Below are 17,637 nucleotides of genomic sequence, written 5' to 3' on the forward strand. Positions count from 1 at the left end.
GGCATCCGGTCGACCATGAGAATCCCGCCCCTGCTGCAGCGCCCCCTCACGCTACTCGTCCTGTTCGTCCTGATGGTGGCGGGTCTCTGGTGGTGGCTGCTTCGGCCGACCGAAATCATCGACACGGTGCCGGTCGCGCGCGGCGATATCGAATCGAGCGTGACGGCGCTTGGGATCCTTCAGCCGCGGAGCTACGTCGACGTGGGCGCCCAGGCGTCCGGAGCCATCCGGCGCATCCATGTCCAGCCCGGCGATACGGTCGCCAGGGGCCAGCTGCTGGTAGAAATCGACCCATCGGTGCAGCAGGCGCGCGTCGATGCGGACCGCGCCACGCTGGCCAGCCTGCGGGCCCAGCTTGCCGAACAGTACGCCCAGCGCGATCTTGCGCGGCAGCAGGCCGAGCGCCAGCGCAGCATGGCGCGCGACGGCTCCACGCGCGACGAGGACGTCCAGACCGCCGAGGCCGCGCTGCGCGTGGCGCTGGCCCGGATCGACAACCTGCGCGCGCAGATCGATGGCGCGTCGTCGGCGCTCAAGGGGGACGAGGCGCAACTGGGTTACACCCGGATCTACGCGCCGATCGCGGGCACGGTGGTCACGCTCGATGCGCGCGAGGGGCAGACGCTCAACGCCACCTATCAGACGCCGACGATCCTGCGGATTGCCGACCTGTCCGCCATGACCGTCTGGACCGAGGTCTCGGAAGCCGACGTGCGGCGCGTGCGGCCCGGCATGGGCGTCTACTTCACCACGCTCGGCGTGCAGGATGGCGAAGGCACGCCGCGGCGCTGGACCGGCAAGGTCCGCCAGATCCTGCCGGCGCCGCCGACGCCGGCAGGACCGACGCCTGCGGCGGGCGCGCCCGCGCCGGTGTCGCCAGCCGGCAAGGTCGTGTTGTACACGGTGCTGTTCGATGTCGATAACGCGGACCGCGCGCTGATGCCGCAGATGAGCGCACAGGTGTTCTTCGTCGCCGCGAGCGTGAGGAACGTGCTCGTCGCGCCGTTGCCCGCGTTGCAGCCGGTGAACGGCCAGCCGGGACGCTATACCGCCCGGGTGCTCGGCGAGGACGGCAAGGTGGCCGAGCGCCAGGTGTCCACGGGCGTGCGTGACCGTCTGACCGCCGAGGTACTGTCCGGCCTGCGCGAGGGCGAAAAACTCGTGACAGGCGTACGCTACGAGCGGGTGGCCGACGGGAGGTTCCGATGGTGACGGGCGTATGGTGAACACCGCCGAACGAGACCGGTTAGGTGACGGGTTAGGTGACCGGCTGGAGGACCGGCTTGGCCAACGGTCCGACGCCGTGGATAGCGCCGCCGATCGCCTGCGTCCGCCTGCGGCACAGGCGGGCGACGCCGCCCATCCGCCGGGGGCCGCGCCCCCGCCTGTCGCGCCCCTGATTGCCTTGCGCGACGTGCGGCGCGCGTACTCCGGGAGCGATGGCGGCCCCGCCACGGAAGTGTTGCGCGGGATCTCGCTCGACATCGCGGCCGGCGAGTTCGTGGCAATCGTCGGCGCGTCGGGTTCCGGCAAATCGACCCTGATGCATATCCTCGGCTGCCTCGACAGGCCGAGCAGCGGCACTTATCGCTTCGCCGGGCAGGATATTGCGCAGTTGCGCGCCGACGAACTCGCCTGGCTGCGCCGCGAGGCGTTCGGTTTCGTGTTCCAGGGCTATCACCTCGTGAGGTCGCTCGACGCGCAGCGCAACGTCGAAATGCCCGCGGTCTACGCCGGCGCGGGACTGGCCGAGCGGGAACGCCGGGCCGCCGCGCTGCTCGACCAGTTGGGCCTCGCCGATCGCGCGACGTTCCGTCCGGGTCAGCTGTCCGGGGGGCAGCAACAGCGCGTCTCGATCGCGCGCGCGCTGATGAACGGCGGCCACGTGATCCTTGCCGACGAGCCCACCGGCGCGCTCGACAGCCGTAGCGGCGCCGAGGTGGTGGCGCTGCTGCGCGAACTGGCCGATGCCGGCCATACGGTCATCCTGATTACGCACGACCGCGCGGTGGCCGCGCAGGCGCGCCGTATCGTCGAGATCCGCGATGGGCAGATCGTATCCGACAGCGGCGTGCGCGCGCCCGTCGCGCCGCGCGCGATGTTGCCCGCATCGCTCGACCCGCGCCGCTTCCGCGCGGCCATGACGGCGGGCACCGCGCATGGCGCGCGCCCATGGACCGACATGCGCGAAGCCTTCGCCGCGGCATGGACCGTGATGTGGACTAACCGCTTCCGTACCGCGCTGACGTTGCTCGGCATCATCATCGGCGTGGCGTCGGTGATCGTGATGCTCGCCATCGGCGCCGGCACGCAGGAAAAGGTCATCGCGAAGATATCGAGCTTCGGTACCAATCGCCTGTACGTGATACCGGGCGGCGACAACTCGCGGGGGCCGGGCGGCGTGCTGACGGAGGCCGACGTACGGACCATCCGGCAGGTCCCCCATGTCGTGGCCGTGACGCCCATCCTGCGCAACAAGGTCATGCTGCGCGCGGGCAATGTGGACGCGTACGTCAATGCCATGGGCGTGACGACCGACGTCCGGCGCGTGATGAACTGGAACGTGGCGCGCGGACTCTTCTTCACCGAGCAGGATGAACGTCAACTCGCGACGGTCGTGTTGCTCGGCAAGAAGACACGCGAGCGGCTGTACGGCGATGCCAGTCCCATCGGCGCGTATCTGCTGGTGAACAACGTGCCGTTCCAGGTTATCGGCGAGCTGGAGGAGAAAGGCGCCACGTCCGGCGATGCCGATGACGACGACATCGTGCTGATGCCCTATCCCACCGGTGCCCGGCGCGTGATTGGGACGACCAATCTGAACTGGATCACGCTGCTCGTCGACGATATCGACAATGCCGAGGAGGTGACCAAGGGCATCACGGCGGCGCTCGAGGCCACGCATCGCGTGCGGGACTTCCGCGTGTACAACCGCGCGGCTTCGGTTCGCGCGCAAACCGAGACGCAACAGACCATGACGATCATGCTGGGGCTGGTGGCCGCCATTTCGCTCGTGGTCGGTGGCATCGGCGTCATGAACATCATGCTGGTGACGGTGAAGGAGCGGACGCGCGAGATCGGCATCCGCATGGCGGCCGGCGCGCGGCAACGCGACATCCAGCGCCAGTTCCTGACCGAGGCGATTACGGTCACGTTGGTGGGCGGGCTGGCGGGCGTGCTGATCGGCGTGATCATTGGCGTGGCGCTGCTGCACTGGGAGGTACCGGTCATCTTCTCCGCCCGGGCGATGCTCGGCGCGTTTGCCTGCGCGCTGGTGACGGGACTCGTTTTCGGTTTCATGCCCGCCCGTCAGGCCGCGCGGCTCGATCCCGTGACGGCCCTTGCGAGCGACTGACGTGAAGCGACACGCCGATACCCCGCGCCGGTTGCGGGCCAGCATCGCGGCAACCGTCACCACGGCCACCGCCATCGCGCTCGCGGCGTGCAGCACGCCGCCATCCGGCGACGTCCCGGCGCTCGACGTCCCGGCAAGCTGGCGCAACGCGCCGAACGCCACGGACGGGCAGACGCCAGCCGACCCCGCCGCGCCGGCCGCCGCCATCGCCCCCGACTGGTGGCGCGCATTCGGCAGCGTCGAGCTGAGCGAGCTCGTCGCGCAGGCGCAGGCCAACAGCTTCGACGTCGCGGCCGCCGCCGCCCGCGTGCGGCAGGCGCAGGCGCAAGCGCGCATCGCGGGCGCCGCGCTGTTGCCCGACGTCAGCCTCGCGGCCAACGTGCAGCGTTTCAAGGAGCCGCAGGAAACCGTCTCGGGCTTCTACAACCTCCAGCTATTCGCGAGCTACGAGGTCGACATCTGGGGCGGCAACGCGGCGCTGCGAGATTCCGCCCGTGCCGCGCTGCTGTCCACGGCCTATGCCCGCGACGCCATTACGCTGACCGTCGTTGCCACCGTCGCCAACACCTACCTTCAAACCGTCGCGCTACGCGAACGCGTGACGATCGCGCAGCGCAACCTCGATAACTCCGAGCGCATCCTCGCGCTCGTCTCGTCCCGTGCCCGCGCCGGCGCGGCCACCCCGCTGGAGGTGGCGCAGCAGCGCGGCCTGGTGGCAACGCAAAGACAGGAACTCGCCCTCCGCACGCAGCAGTCCCGCGCGAGCCTCGCAACGCTGGCCACCGTGCTCGGACGGCCCACCGAAGGCTTCGACATCGCCGCCACCACGCTCGCCGGCATCGCCGCCCCCACTGCCGCCACCGGTGTCCCGAGCGAACTGCTGGCCCGCCGCCCCGACCTCGCGCAGGCCGAACGCGCGCTCGCCGCGGCGGATGCCGACATCACCGTGGCGCGCGCCGCCATGTTGCCCACGCTCACCCTCACCGCCGGCGCCGGTGCTGGCGCGGAGCACCTGCGGAACCTGTTCGACACCTCGCTCTACAACCTCGCAGCCGGCCTCGTCGTCCCGATCTTCAATGCGGGACGCCTGTCCGCGGGCCGCGACCTCGCCGTCGCGCGTCGCGAAGAACTGCTGGCGGCCTACCGCGGCGCCATCGTGAACGCGTTCGGCGATGTGGAAACCGCGCTTGCCGCCGCCGACGGCGTGGCCGCCCAGCGGGCCGCACAGGACGAAGCGCTTGCCCAGGCGAGTGAAGCGGTCAGGCTGGCGGAATCGCGTTACCGGGCCGGTGCGGAAACGCTGCTGACCCTGCTCGATGCGCAACGCACGCTCTATGCCGCGCAGGACCAGCAGATTCAGCTCAACCTTTCGCAACGGCAGTCGAGCGTGGCCCTCTACCGCGCGCTCGGCGGCGGCTGGCGGACCACGCCGTCCGAGAACACGCCCATTGCAACAGACAGCACGCGCTGCGGGCTTTGCAAATCTTGAGAAATTAATGGCGTGACGGCGATGCTTCGCCATCGCTCGAAGCGACGGCTTTTCCGTCCGGACGTTCACTGGCCCCCTCGGCAACGGCAAGTCGGCCCGCGTGAAGTGGCACGTCCCTTGCAGTAGTTGTAGCGCTTTGCAAACATTTCTGGAGTTCGTCTCACCATGGCATTGCAGTCCCCGATCGCACGCACCGTGATGGCGCGTGCCCGCACCACTCTGAACCTCCTGCTCGCCGCGGCAGGCGTCGCCGGCGCGCTCGCCGCGCCCGCCGCGCTCGCGGAATACCCGGAACGTCCGATCCAGCTGGTCCTCTCGTTCCCGCCCGCCGGCGCCACCGATGTGCTCGCGCGCGCCGTGGGTCAGCGTCTGTCGCAGGTCCTGCATCAACCCGTGGTCGTCGAGAACCGTCCAGGCGCCGGCGGTGCGATCGGGCTCGGTTACGCCGCGAAGGCCGCACCGGACGGTTACACGCTCTACATGGCCGCCGTGAGCAATGCCGCCATCGCCGCGGCGACGTACAGCAATCAGCCCGCCAACCTGTCGAAGGACTTCGTGCCCATCGCGGGCATCGGCACCGTGCCGCATATCCTCGTGGTGCCCGCCACGCTGCCGGTCAAGACCGTGCCCGAACTGGTCAAGTACCTGAAGGCCGCGCCGGGCCAGTACAACTTCGCCTCGCAAGGCTCCGGCACGCTCTCGCATCTGGAGTCCGAACTGTTCCGCCTGCGCGCCGGTGTCGACGTCATCCACGTCCCGTACAAGGGCAGCTCGTTCGCGATGCCGGACCTCATGGCCGGCCGCGCCGCGATGATGTTCGACAGCATCCCGTCCGCCCTGCCCCACGTGAAGTCCGGCAAGCTGCGCCTGCTCGCCGTGGCCTCCGACAAGCGCGTGAAGTCGCTGCCGGAGGCCCCGACCATGATCGAGGCTGGCATCCAGGACTTCCGCGCCGACAATCTGTTCGGGCTCGTCGCGCCGAAGGGCACGCCGCCCGCGGTGATCGAGAAGCTGGCCGCCGCGACCAAGACCGTACTCGCGATGCCCGACCTCGTCGACACCATGGATGCGCAAGGCGTGCAGATCGCCTATACGCCGAGCGACAAGTTCGGCCGCATGATCAACGAGGAAATGCGCGACTGGAGCAAGGTCGCCCAGGCCGCCAAGGTCAAGGTCGACTGACGTTCGACTGATACCGCCTGCAACGATCGCGTATGATCGTCCTTCGGCCTTCCCCCTTCGGGGAAGGCCGCCGCACTGGCCCCGCCACGGGGCCGTCGCCCGTTCATCTTCTCACCGCCACCGTTCATGACCACCTTCTGGGACTTCCCCTATCCGTCGCGCCGCGTCCCGGTGCTCGCCGATAACGTCGTTTCCACCTCGCAACCGCTCGCTGCCGCGGCCGGCCTGCGCATGCTGGCCAAGGGCGGCAACGCCGTGGATGCCGCGCTGGCGACCGCCATCGCGCTGACCGTCGTCGAACCCTGCATGAACGGCATCGGCGGCGACGCGTTCGCGCTGATCTGGGACGGCAAGCAGATGCACGGCCTCAACGCATCCGGCCGCGCGCCGCGCGCGTGGACGCCCGAGTCGTTCTCGAAGTACAGCGCCATGCCGCCGATCGGCTGGGATGCCGTGACCGTGCCCGGCGCGGTATCGGGGTGGCGCACCACGTGGGAGCGCTTCGGCTCGCTGCCGTTCGAAGACCTGTTCGAGCCCGCGATCGAATACGCGCGCAACGGTTACGTGGTCTCCCATACCGTGCATCGCCAGTGGCAGGCGCAGGTGCCCGTGCTCGAGGGTCAGCCCGGGTATCGCGAGGCGTTTGCCCCGCGCGGCCGCGCGCCGCTGCCCGGCGAACGCGTCATCTGCCCCGGTCAGGCGGAGACGCTCGAGCGCATCGCGCGCTCCAAGGGCGACGACTTCTATCACGGCGAACTGGCGAAGAAGATCGCCGACCATGCGCGCGCCACGGGCGGCCGCATCGACGAGGCCGACCTCGCCGCGCATCGCGCCGACTGGGTCGAGCCGGTCAGCATGCGCTATCGCGACGTGACGCTGCACGAGATCGGGCCGAACGGCCAGGGCATCGGCGCGCTGATGGCGCTCGGCATGCTGGAACACTGGGACGTGCGCGAATCGGGCCGCGACAGCGCGCGCACGATGCACCTGCAGATCGAGGCCATGAAGCTCGCCTTTGCCGACCTGCATGCCTATGTCGGGGACGTGGACGCCATGCGCGCCGCTGGCCGCGTCACACCCGAAGCGCTGCTCGATCCCGCTTACCTTGCCGAACGCGCCAGGGCGATCGACCCGGACAAGGCGTCGTACCCGGGCCCGGGCAAGCCGCATACGGGCGGAACCGTGTACCTGACCGCCGCCGACCGCAACGGCATGATGGTGTCGTACATCCAATCCAACTTCAAAGGCTTCGGGTCGGGCGTGGTGGTGCCGAACACCGGCATCGCGCTGCATAACCGCGGCTGGGGCTTCAATCTCACGCCGGGTCACGTCAACCAGGTTGCGCCCGGCAAGCGGCCGTTCCACACGATCATTCCGGGCTTTCTCACGCGCAACGGCGCGCCGCTGGCCTCGTTCGGCGTGATGGGCGGTTCGATGCAGGCGCAGGGACACGTGCAGATGACGAGCCGCATCGCGGACTTCGGGCAGAACCCGCAGGCCGCCAACGATGCGCCGCGCTGGCGCGTGCTCGACGACAACGTCGGCGTATCCGTGGAAGCCCACACCCCGCGCGAGACGCTCGAAGGCCTCCGCGCGCGCGGGCATGCGATCGAGACCGCGGCACCGGACAGCCTCGACTTTGGCGGTGCGCAGATGGCGATGAAGATGGAACACGGCTATGCGGCCGCGTCCGATTACCGCAAGGACGGCTACCCCGTCGGCTTCTAGGCGCTGACGGCTGGCCTCACGCGTGCGTGTGAGGCCAGAAAATCGCCATGACCATACCAAGCATCAGCGCCCACTTGAGCGTGTAGTACACGTTGCGGTTCCACGCCTTGAGCCGCTTGCCGACCATGCGCACCGCATAGATGTACTTGAACGCGCGATTGAGCCCGCCCGTCGCATCGCCGCCCTCGTTCGGCGATGCGGCCGCGCGCATGAGCGTGTCGCTGATCGCGCGATTGACGCGCTGCGCCCAGCCGAACCGCAACGGCCGCTCGATATCGCAGAACAATATGATCCGGTCGTGCGTGGTGCCATTCCGCGCATGGTGCAGGAACGTCTCGTCGAACACCACGTCCTCGCCATCGCGCCACGAGTAGGTTTCGTTATCGACGGTGATCGAGCACAGGTCGTCGTTTGGCGTGACCAGCCCCAGGTGATACCGCAGCGACCCCGCGTACGGGTCCCGGTGCGGAAACAGCTTCGCACCCGGCGGCAGCCGCGCGAACATCGCGGCCTTGACCGAAGGCAGGCTGTCGAGGATCGCCAGCGTGCGCGGGCATGCCGCGAGTGCGGACGGATGCGGCGTGTCGTACCACTTCAGATAGAAGCGCTTCCACCCCTGGCGAAAGAACGAATTGAAGCCGATATCGGTATAACCCTTCGCGGCCTGCAATCGTTCGGCCTCCGCCAGCGCGAGGGCTTCCGCGCGAATGGTTTGCCATTCCCGGCGAATGATCTCGAGCTCGGGGAAATGTTCGCGGCCGATGAACGGTGTGCGGGGCACGCGCGAGAACGCGTACGCGAATCCGTTCAGCGGCGCCAGGAACGTGGAATGATCGAACAGCTGGCGGAAGAAGCCATGGCGCGCCTTGCCCCGGAAGTGGGTGTAAAGGGCGCTGGCAATGAAAATGAGCAGGACGGCCCAACGCATGATGCAACCTCGACGACGGGATTTGCGAAATCCTAATGCCGTCGACAGCATTGCATCCTTGAAGTGCGCAGCTAGCGCGCGACGTTAGCGACGATAGATGGCGTTTTCGAAAGCGTTGCGCGATTGGTGAAATTTTTCGGGTCAGCCCAGCGGCAATGCCGTGCTGTACAGCACCTGCTTGAGCGCAAAACTCGACCGGATATTGGACACCCCCGGGATCTTGGTGATGTGGTCGATGATCAGCCGTTCGAGCGCTTCCACGTCGGGCACGATCACCCGCAGCAGGTAGTCCGCGTCGCCGGACATCAGATAGCACTCCATGACCTGCGGGAGCGCGGCGATGCGGCGCTCGAACGCGTCGAGCGTTTCGCGGCGTTGCTTGTCCAGCGAGATCTGGATAAACACTACGACCTTCAGCCCCAGCCGCCGCGCATCCAGCAGCGTCACGCGGCGCGAGATCACGCCCTGCTTCTCGAGGTTCTTCACGCGAGCCAGGCAGGGCGACGGGGACAGGTTCACGCGGCTCGCCAGCTCGACGTTGGTCAGGCTGCCGTCGCGCTGCAGTTCGCCGAGAATCCGGATGTCGGTGGCGTCGAGGTCGATGTCCAGCATGTTGCGCTTCCGAAATGAGGTTGACCGGCATTCTATGCTGGATTTGCGGTTTCAGGCCTTCGATTGCGGTCAATGCTGCGGTGCAAGGAACCCTAGACTTGCGGTTAAGGGATTTCCCTAACCACTCCACCGCAACGCGTCGTTTCCATCGGAGCCGCATCATGTCCGCCCACACCACCGCCGCCAGCGCCTCGCTGGGCGCCGGTATCCGCAAATTCCTGCCGTTGATCGGCGCCGTTGTCGTCTGGGGCGGCAACTGGCCCGTGATGAAGTACGGCCTGTCGCACGTCAGCCCACTCTGGTTCGCGACGGCGCGCTTCGGGTCGGCGGCCCTGTTGAGCGTGGTGGTGCTGGCAGTGCTCGGACGCCTGCGTTTCCCGACGCGGCAGGAGTGGCCCCTCGTGCTGGGCGTGGGCCTGCTGCAGATGGCCGCCTTCACGGCGCTGGCCTTGTGGGCGTTGCAATACGTCGCTCCGGGACGCGCGTCGGTCATTGCCTATGCCACGGCGATCTGGGTTATCCCGCTGGCTTCGCTGGTCCTCGGCGAGCGTCCGTCGCGGATGCAGTGGGTGGCGACAGGAATGAGCTATGCGGGCATTGCGGTGATCGTGCTGCCTGCGGTGACGCGGTGGGAATTGCACACGGTGGTGGGTCTGGCGATGCTGCTGGGGGCGTCGCTCGCATGGGCCGTGAACATCATCCAGCTTCGCGCGAACCGGGCGATCCGGCTCGGGGCGGACATGATTCCCTGGCAAACGGCGATCGCGACGGTGCCGTTGCTCCTGCTGGCGTTGTTGCGCGATGGCGTCCCAAACGCCGACGCGTTCGTGGCGATCTGGCCCGCCCTCGTGTACACCGGTCCGCTTGCCACGGCCCTGACGTTCATCCTCGTGCTGAACATCACCCAGACCTTGCCTCCGGCGGCCACTTCTATCGCGATGCTCGGTGTGCCCGTCATCGGCCTGGTCATCTCGGCCGCCGCCTGGCACGAACGCATCTCGGCGGATCTGTCGATCGGGCTGGCCTTGATCGCGTTGGGCGTGGTGACGACGGCGCTGGCCCCGAGGGTGAGCCCCTCTCGCCCGGCGGCTTGACGGCGACCGCTCAGGAGGCCAATCAAGGCCGGTTCGTCACCACCACCCGCTTGTAATCCCTCGCCACCACGTACATCGGCAGCTTGCCCGCAAGCTGCTGATACGTGTCCGGCGACATGACCGCCATCGCGGGGCCGTCGTCCCGCCATGCAGCTTCGAAGGCGGCGATGGTGGGCAGCCAGCGCGACGGTTCCACCGTCGTGCCGAAACCGAGCTCGTCGGCCTCCGCGACCATCACAAGGGGATGGCGGACGTAGAACGGCAGCGTATGGTCCAGCATCCGTACGCCATACAAAGGCATCCCCGGCGTGAGCCGATGCGCGACCGCGGGCGCGATGTCGGCGCCCGACAGTGGCCGCCCGATCGTGTCGTAGCCAAGCAGCGCCACGGTGAAGGCCACATACATCCCCACCCCATACGCCGCGATACTCGCCGTCAGCCGCCCGCGCGCGGCGAGCCAGCGCGCGAGGACCACGCCCGCGAGCATGAGCGCGAACGTGATGGCGACCCAGATCGCATACGTGCGATAGAACAGGTTCGGAATGTTGTTGGCATTCAGCGACCCGACAATCGGGCTGGCCATCAGACACACCGCGGCCACGATGCCTGCCCCAACCAGCTGCCGGCGCCACGCCCGCAGGTCCATGCGATCAAGCGCCACCGCCGCGAGGATCGCCAGCGCCGGCACCACAGGGACGATGTAACCCGGGAGCTTCGACCGTGACAGACTGAAGAACACGAAAATCGCGATCGCCCACACGCCGACCAGCAGAAGCGGACGGAATGCAGCCGGCTGCGGCACGCTGTCACGCATGGCCTTCCACATGCGCGGAAACAGCCCGGCCCACGGCAGCATCCCGCCAACGATCAGCGGCACGAAATAGAGCAGCGGCCCCGAACGCGAATGCACGTTGGACGTATAACGTTCCCAATGCTCGTGGATGAAAAAGAACTGCAGGAATTCGGGATTGCGTCGCGCGATCAGCCAGAACCATGGCACCGTCACCGCCAGCAGGATCGCAAGCCCCGCGCCCCAATGCAACCGCCGCAGCAGCGCCCCATCGCGCGCCACGATCGCATAGCACACCAGCACGAGCCCCGGCAGCGCAATGCCGACCAGCCCCTTGGTCAACACCGCCACGCCCATCGTCGCCCAGCACAACAGCATCCACCGCCGCCGCGCGGCAACGCTCGCATCGGGATGCTGCGCGAGCAGCATCGTCGCCAGCGTGCAGGCCATCGCTCCGGCGAGGGTCATGTCGAGCGTGTTGAAGTGCGCCGCCGTGCTCCACATCGGCGCGCCCAGCAGCACGATGGCCGCGAACCATCCCGCGCGCGCGCCGAACCAGCGCCATGTGGCCAGCATCGTCATGCCGATGCCGAGCAGCCCGGACAGCGCGACGCACAGCCGCGCCTGCCAATCGCCTACCCCAAACAAGGTATAGGCCACCGCCGTCACCCACATATGCAACGGCGGTTTCTCGAAGTACTTCAGCGCGTTGTATCGAATCGTGACCCAATCGCCGGTGGCGAGCATCTCGCGGGAGATCTCGGCGTAGCGCCCTTCGTCCGGGCCGATCAGATGCCGCATCGCGAGCGTGCCAAACCATACCGCAAGCACCGCCACCACGGCCGCGCCGATCCATATGGCGGTGCGCCATGACGCGCGCCGGTCGGTGCCTGCCCAGCGCGGGCCGTCGCCCGGCACCGCACCGGGATGCGGAAGCAGCTCGGAAGACTGGGCCGGGGCCGAATGTGACGGAGGATGCAACATAGGCGCGCGAACCCCAAAGGATGATCGCGCAGGTTAAGGGCCGAACCTTAGCGGCACATTAACCGCGATCAAAACTGGTACGCTTGCGCCGTCCGCCATTGGAATACGTCGTAGATCACCTAGAAATGAGAATACTTATCGTCGAAGACGACGCCATGCTGGGCGACGGTCTGCAGCGGGGCCTGAAGCTGCTGGGCCATGTGGTGGACTGGTTTCCCACCGCCGCCGCCGCCGACCACGCGGTGGAGGTCATGGCGTACGACGCCATCGTGCTCGACCTCGGCCTCGACGAAGATGACGGCGGCGACCTGCTCGCGCGGTGGCGCGCCCGCCGCCGGACCACGCCCGTCATCGTGCTGACCGCGCGCGACGCGGTGGAAAGCCGCATCAGCGTGCTCGACACCGGCGCTGACGATTACCTCGTCAAACCCGTGGCCGTCGACGAACTCGCGGCCCGCCTGCGCGCCGTGACGCGACGCGCGGCGGGACAAGCCGAGCCCGTCTGGCGCCACGGCCCGCTGGAATTCAATGCCGCTTCGCGCCAGGCAAGCTGGCAGGGCCAGCCCGTGGACCTGACGAGCCGGGAAGCGCTGCTGCTCGAACTGCTGCTCGCGCATCCGAACCGCGTGCTGACCCGCGACTTCCTGCGCGACAAGCTCTACGCGTGGGACAAGTCCGCGGAGAGCAACACGCTCGAGGTCCATATCCACCACCTTCGCCGCAAGCTGCATCCCGGCATCGTGCGGACGTTGCGCGGTGCCGGCTATTCGCTCGGCACGCTCGAGGCGATCGGGGCCGACGCATGACGCTGCAGCGGCGGCTGATTCTCGCGGTACTGTTCGCCGCGGCCCTCGCATGGGTGCTGACGAGCGCGATCATCTACGTCAGCGCGCGCGAGGAGATCAACGAGCTCTACGACACGGACATGGTCCGCATGGCGCAGCAGATGCAGGCGGTGCTGCCCATCGTCGATATCAGCAAGCTGCCGCGTCCCGCGCCGCCCTCCACCGAGCCCGAACCCGGCGACGAGGACCTCGGCGACCTCGGCAGCGCGGGCCTCGGCGAGCTGGCCATCGCGGCGTGGCGGCCGGGCGGCGAACCATTGCATATCGACCCGGACGGCGACCGCCTGCCGCGCGCGCCGCATATCAAGGGCTTCACCGAAGCGACGATCGACGGCGTGCAATGGCGCCTCTATTACCTCAACGATGCGGCCGTCGGCTGGCGCGTCTGCGTGGGCCAGGTGCTCGCCGAACGGGAAGAACTGATCTTCGCGTATCTGGAAGCGCAGGTGCTGCCGTGGGTGCTCGGGCTGCCGCTGCTGACGCTGCTGATGGTCTGGGGCGTGCGGCGCGCGCTGCTGCCTGTGCGCACCCTCTCGGCGGAACTCGCCACGCGCGCCCCGCACGACCCGACACCGCTCGATGTCTCGCCCGTCCCCGGCGAACTCGCGCCGCTGGTCACCGCCATGAATCATCTGCTGTCGCGCGTCTCCGCGGTGCTCGAGCATGAGCGCCGCCTCACCGCCGACGCGGCGCACGAACTGCGCACGCCGCTGGCCGCGCTCAAGGCGCAATGGGAGGTCGCGCGGCGGTCGCAGGACGATGCGGAACGGGCGCGCGCAAGCGCGATGGTCGAAGCTGGCATCGACCGGTTGAGCCGGCTCGTGAACCAGCTGCTGACGTTGAGCCGCCTGGAGGAGTCCACGCCGATGAGCGTGGCGCCGCGCGCGGTACCGGCCGACTGGCCGGAGATCGCCAACCAGACGCTCTCCGACTGTCTGCCGCTATCCGGAAGCCGCGACGTCGATATCGAGCTCTTGTGGCCGGCCGAGCCCGCGGTGCCGCTGCCCATCACGGGCGAGCCCGCGCTGCTGGGCATCATGCTGCGAAACCTGCTCGACAACGCGCTGCGCTACAGCCCGCCGCATACGCTCGTGACAGTCACCTTCCTGCCCGATCGCATCGAGGTGGCCGACCGCGGACCCGGCGTCCCGCCCGACATCCTGCCGCGGCTCGGCGACCGCTTTTTCCGCGAGGCGGGGCGGCGCGAGCATGGCACCGGCCTCGGCATCTCGATCGCGCGGCGCGTGGCGGCATTGCACGGCCTGCGCATCGATTTCGCGAACCGGCGCAACAAGAGAAGCGAGGGTGAGGGCGAGGGCGAAGGTTCCGGCCTCATCGCCACCATCCGCCGCGATGGCCCCAGTCACAATCCGCCGCAATAATGCCGTCATGACCACCGATCGCCCCTCCACCGCCACGACCGCCGCGCACGAGGTCTCCCGCGACACCTCCGCATGGGCAGTGTTTCTGGTCTTCCTCCGGCTCGGCCTGACCTCCTTCGGCGGTCCCGTCGCGCACCTCGGCTATTTCCGCGACATGTTCGTCCATCGCCGCCGCTGGCTCAGCGAGCAGGCGTACGCCGACATCGTCGCGCTATGCCAGTTCCTGCCCGGACCCGCGAGCAGCCAGGTCGGCATCGTCGTCGGCCTGTCGCGCGCGGGCTATGGCGGCGCGCTGGCGGCGTGGCTCGGCTTCACGCTGCCCTCAGCCATCGCCCTGATCGTCCTCGCACTCGGCCTCGCGGAATTCGGCGCAACCGTGCCAGCGGGCCTGCTGCATGGCTTGAAGATCGCGGCCGTGGCGATCGTGGCGCAGGCGGTCTGGGGCATGGGCAGCACGCTATGCCGCGGCGTGCCGCGCATCACGCTGATGGCCCTGACCGCCGTCGGCGCGCTGCTGTTGCCGTCGCCCTGGACGCAGCTCGGCGCCATCGCCGCCACGGCGGCCATCGGCATGGTCTGGCTGCGGGACCCGAACGTGGCCCCGCACGAGCCGCTGCCCGTGGCCGTCAGCCATCGCGCGGGCGCATGCTTCATCGCGCTGTTCGCGGTGCTGCTGTTCGCCCTGCCGTTCATCGCAACGTCGGGCAGTCCGCTCGCGATGTTCGATGCGTTCTACCGCGCGGGCGCGCTCGTCTTCGGCGGCGGCCACGTGGTGCTGCCGCTGTTGCAGGCGGCGGTCGTGCCATCGGGATGGGTGAACAACGACGTGTTCCTCGCCGGCTACGGCGCGGCGCAGGCCGTCCCCGGTCCGCTGTTCACGTTTGCCGCCTTCCTCGGCGCGTCCATGCGCATCGCGCCATCGGGATGGCTCGGCGGCCTGTTCTGCACGATCGCCATTTTCCTGCCGTCGTTCCTGCTGGTGTTCGGCGCCTTGCCGTTCTGGGAACGTCTGCGCCGCAGCATCGGCGCGCGGGGCGCATTGGCGGGGGTCAACGCGGGCGTGGTCGGCCTGCTGGCGGCCGCGCTCTACGACCCCGTATGGACCAGCGCCGTCCACGCCCCGTCCGATGTCGCGTTCGTGCTGCTCGCCTGGATGGCCGTCGCGGTATGGCGCCTGCCACCGTGGCTGGTGGTATTCGCGTGCGGCGCGGCCGGATGGGGACTGGGGTGGTTCGCCTGAGGGGGCTGGCCACGACGATCGCGCTCGCCGCGACCACTGTGGCCTGCGCGGGCACCACGCCCGCAACACCGCAAGACCCCGTGACGACGACCATCCACGTCGCCGAACGCGACTGGCACACCGACATCTGCCTCGGCATCGAGGACGCCGGGCCCGCGCTCATGGCGCTGACTGGCCGGGGCAATCGCGGGAAGGACTACGACGCGCGCTTCCTGTGCTTCGGCTTCGGGGACCGCGGCTACCTGCTTTCGGCGGACCGCGGCACATGGACAACGCTTCTTGCGCTGCTGTCCGCGCTCATTCCCGGCGATGGCGCGATCCTGCTGACGATGTTGCGCGACACACCCGCCGCCGCGTTCGGCAGCGACAAGACCGTACGCGCGGGCGTCGATCAGGCGGGCCTGCAACGGCTGCGCACCTTCCTCCTTCACGCCGTCCGCACCGATACCACCGGCGCGGCGATGCATCTGGGCGACAGCACCTACCCCGGCGAGATCTTCCTCGCCGCGACGGCCACGTACAACGGGCTCTACACGTGCAATACATGGACCGCCGACGGTCTGCGCGCCGCGGGCATCCCCATCGATGGCCCCGTGCTCTTCCCCCGCGGCGTCATGACACAGGTGCGCGCCTACGCGGCATCCCGCCCCGCGAAATGACAAAAGCCGCCCGGAGGCGGCTCGTTGCGGCTCGCTGCGGCTCGTTGCAGCGCGACCGCGCGGCAGAAGCCGAGGTGTAGAAGCGAGGGGTTTAGAAGCGCGGGGTTTAGAAGCGCGGGGTTAGAACCGATGACGCAGGCCGATCAGCACGCCGGTCTGGTTCGCGCCTGCCACGGCGGTACCCGCACCGGACAGGCCGAGGTTCGAGCCGTCCTTGTTCTTCGTGTAACCCACGTTCAGATAGGCATCGGTCCGCTTGGAGAACGCATAGTCGGCCGACAGCACGAACATCCACGGATCGGCACCGCTGTTGTGGGTATCCGTGTAGTAAGCGGCGCCGGTCAGCGACAAGGCCGGCGTGAAGCGATACATGCCGCCGAGCCAGTACACGTTGTTGCGGTTGGCGGTGGCCGTCGCGCTCGCGGTACCGTCGTCACGCATCCAGCGATAGCCCGCGAACACCTTGGCGACCGTGAAGTCATACGAACCGCCGACGGCCAGGCGCTTGGCCGAGCGATCGGACAGCGCGGTGGTCGCGCCCTGGAACTGGTCGTAGGCCACGCCCACGGACACCGGACCCGTCGTATAGGCCAGGCCCGCGCCGAAGTCGCGCGCGGTCTTGGGGCTGCCGGCGACTTCGCCGTTGTTGTCGCGGCCCGTGCTGTAGAAGCCCGTTGCCGTCAGGCCGCCGAACTTGCCCGTGTACTTCAGCGCGTTGTCGGCACGGCCGTTGAACAGGGAGTCCACCGAGTTCAGCGAGTAACGCGGGCCAACGCCCATCGGGTCATAAGCACCGAACAGGTCGTACAGCGAGTTCTGCTGACGGCCCAGGGTCACGGCGCCGAACGAGCCTTGCAGGCCCACGAACGCTTGGCGGCCGAACAGGCGGCCGCCCTGGCCAGACGTGCCCGTGTCGATGTCGAAGCCCGACTCGAGCTGGAAGATGGCCTTCAGACCGCCGCCCAGATCTTCGGTGCCGCGCAGGCCCCAGCGCGAGCCGGACATGTTGCCGGACGTCACGCGCGCGACCGTCTTGCCGTTGCCACCCGGCACGTGCGTCGCGACTTCGACGCCTGCATCGGCAATGCCGTACAGCGTCACATTGGTGGCCGACTGTGCCAGCGCGCCACCGGAAATGGCGCAGGTACCCGCTGCGGCCGTCAGAGCAAGGAGAGCTTTCTTCACTGTTTTCTCTTTCTGTTAATACGAGGAGGTTCCACCCCGGGTCCTGCGCGGGACCGCGTTTGTACGGAACGCGGCGAATTCTGCCCACGCTTTATGAAATCGATGTGTCGATGACGCCTCCGACGTACCCCCCAAACGGGGCATAAACGGCACAAAGTGCCTCT

At 68.4% G+C, this 17,637-nt stretch carries 14 protein-coding genes; 10 read left to right on the forward strand and 4 right to left on the reverse strand.

Annotated elements, in window-relative coordinates:
• The first annotated feature begins 15 nt into the window (after window positions 1-15).
• From KHP16_RS20390 to KHP16_RS20410, 5 genes are all read left to right on the forward strand, one after another.
• The gene (locus tag KHP16_RS20390) at window positions 16-1,212 is read left to right on the forward strand and encodes an efflux RND transporter periplasmic adaptor subunit (protein WP_109584419.1); all 1,197 of its coding nucleotides are present in this window, start codon (window positions 16-18) and stop codon (window positions 1,210-1,212) included.
• Between the two features lie 7 nt (window positions 1,213-1,219).
• Window positions 1,220-3,355, forward strand: a complete 2,136-nt coding sequence (locus tag KHP16_RS20395; RefSeq protein ID WP_109584089.1) for a MacB family efflux pump subunit — start codon at window positions 1,220-1,222, stop codon at window positions 3,353-3,355.
• Between the two features lies 1 nt (window position 3,356).
• A complete protein-coding gene (locus KHP16_RS20400; protein ID WP_244835921.1) occupies window positions 3,357-4,844 on the forward strand; it encodes an efflux transporter outer membrane subunit in 1,488 nt (495 codons plus the stop codon).
• Between the two features lie 165 nt (window positions 4,845-5,009).
• Window positions 5,010-6,026: a Bug family tripartite tricarboxylate transporter substrate binding protein gene (locus KHP16_RS20405; protein ID WP_109584088.1), complete on the forward strand. Its 1,017-nt coding sequence runs from the start codon at window positions 5,010-5,012 to the stop codon at window positions 6,024-6,026.
• 126 nt (window positions 6,027-6,152) lie between these two features.
• Window positions 6,153-7,754 carry a gamma-glutamyltransferase family protein gene (locus KHP16_RS20410; protein WP_211960996.1) on the forward strand — a complete coding sequence of 534 codons (1,602 nt, stop codon included), beginning with the start codon at window positions 6,153-6,155 and terminating at the stop codon, window positions 7,752-7,754.
• Window positions 7,755-7,770: 16 nt separating this feature from the next.
• Here the strand turns inward: KHP16_RS20410 and KHP16_RS20415 are convergent, their stop codons facing one another.
• On the reverse strand, window positions 7,771-8,682 hold the full coding sequence (locus KHP16_RS20415; protein ID WP_109584086.1) for an aspartyl/asparaginyl beta-hydroxylase domain-containing protein: 912 nt from the start codon (window positions 8,680-8,682) through the stop codon (window positions 7,771-7,773).
• Between the two features lie 141 nt (window positions 8,683-8,823).
• Window positions 8,824-9,294: an Lrp/AsnC family transcriptional regulator gene (locus KHP16_RS20420; RefSeq protein WP_109584085.1), complete on the reverse strand. Its 471-nt coding sequence runs from the start codon at window positions 9,292-9,294 to the stop codon at window positions 8,824-8,826.
• Window positions 9,295-9,455: 161 nt separating this feature from the next.
• Here KHP16_RS20420 and KHP16_RS20425 point away from each other — a divergent pair, with 161 nt between their 5' ends.
• Window positions 9,456-10,388, forward strand: a complete 933-nt coding sequence (locus tag KHP16_RS20425; protein WP_121492486.1) for a DMT family transporter — start codon at window positions 9,456-9,458, stop codon at window positions 10,386-10,388.
• A gap of 22 nt (window positions 10,389-10,410) precedes the next feature.
• Here the strand turns inward: KHP16_RS20425 and KHP16_RS20430 are convergent, their stop codons facing one another.
• Window positions 10,411-12,162: a glycosyltransferase family 39 protein gene (locus KHP16_RS20430; protein ID WP_211960997.1), complete on the reverse strand. Its 1,752-nt coding sequence runs from the start codon at window positions 12,160-12,162 to the stop codon at window positions 10,411-10,413.
• Between the two features lie 125 nt (window positions 12,163-12,287).
• On the opposite strand from KHP16_RS20430, the gene KHP16_RS20435 reads away from it, so the two are divergent.
• From KHP16_RS20435 to KHP16_RS20450, 4 genes are read left to right on the forward strand one after another with little or no spacing between them, the layout of a single operon-like run.
• Window positions 12,288-12,968, forward strand: a complete 681-nt coding sequence (locus KHP16_RS20435) for a response regulator (RefSeq protein WP_115954384.1) — start codon at window positions 12,288-12,290, stop codon at window positions 12,966-12,968.
• Window positions 12,965-14,389, forward strand: a complete 1,425-nt coding sequence (locus KHP16_RS20440; RefSeq protein ID WP_211960998.1) for an ATP-binding protein — start codon at window positions 12,965-12,967, stop codon at window positions 14,387-14,389. The genes KHP16_RS20435 and KHP16_RS20440 overlap by 4 nt, the downstream gene beginning before the upstream one ends.
• A 7-nt stretch (window positions 14,390-14,396) precedes the next feature.
• The gene (gene chrA, locus KHP16_RS20445; protein WP_109584080.1) at window positions 14,397-15,629 is read left to right on the forward strand and encodes a chromate efflux transporter; all 1,233 of its coding nucleotides are present in this window, start codon (window positions 14,397-14,399) and stop codon (window positions 15,627-15,629) included.
• Entirely contained in the window at window positions 15,617-16,288 is a 672-nt protein-coding gene (locus tag KHP16_RS20450; protein WP_244835922.1) for a DUF2459 domain-containing protein, read from the forward strand. The genes chrA and KHP16_RS20450 overlap by 13 nt, the downstream gene beginning before the upstream one ends.
• A gap of 120 nt (window positions 16,289-16,408) precedes the next feature.
• On the opposite strand, the gene KHP16_RS20455 is transcribed toward KHP16_RS20450, so the two are convergent.
• The gene (locus KHP16_RS20455; RefSeq protein ID WP_109584078.1) at window positions 16,409-17,473 is read right to left on the reverse strand and encodes a porin; all 1,065 of its coding nucleotides are present in this window, start codon (window positions 17,471-17,473) and stop codon (window positions 16,409-16,411) included.
• Between the last annotated feature and the right edge of the window lie 164 nt (window positions 17,474-17,637).

Source organism: Cupriavidus plantarum, from assembly GCF_905397285.1.
GTDB classification, from domain to species: Bacteria; Pseudomonadota; Gammaproteobacteria; order Burkholderiales; family Burkholderiaceae; genus Cupriavidus; species Cupriavidus plantarum.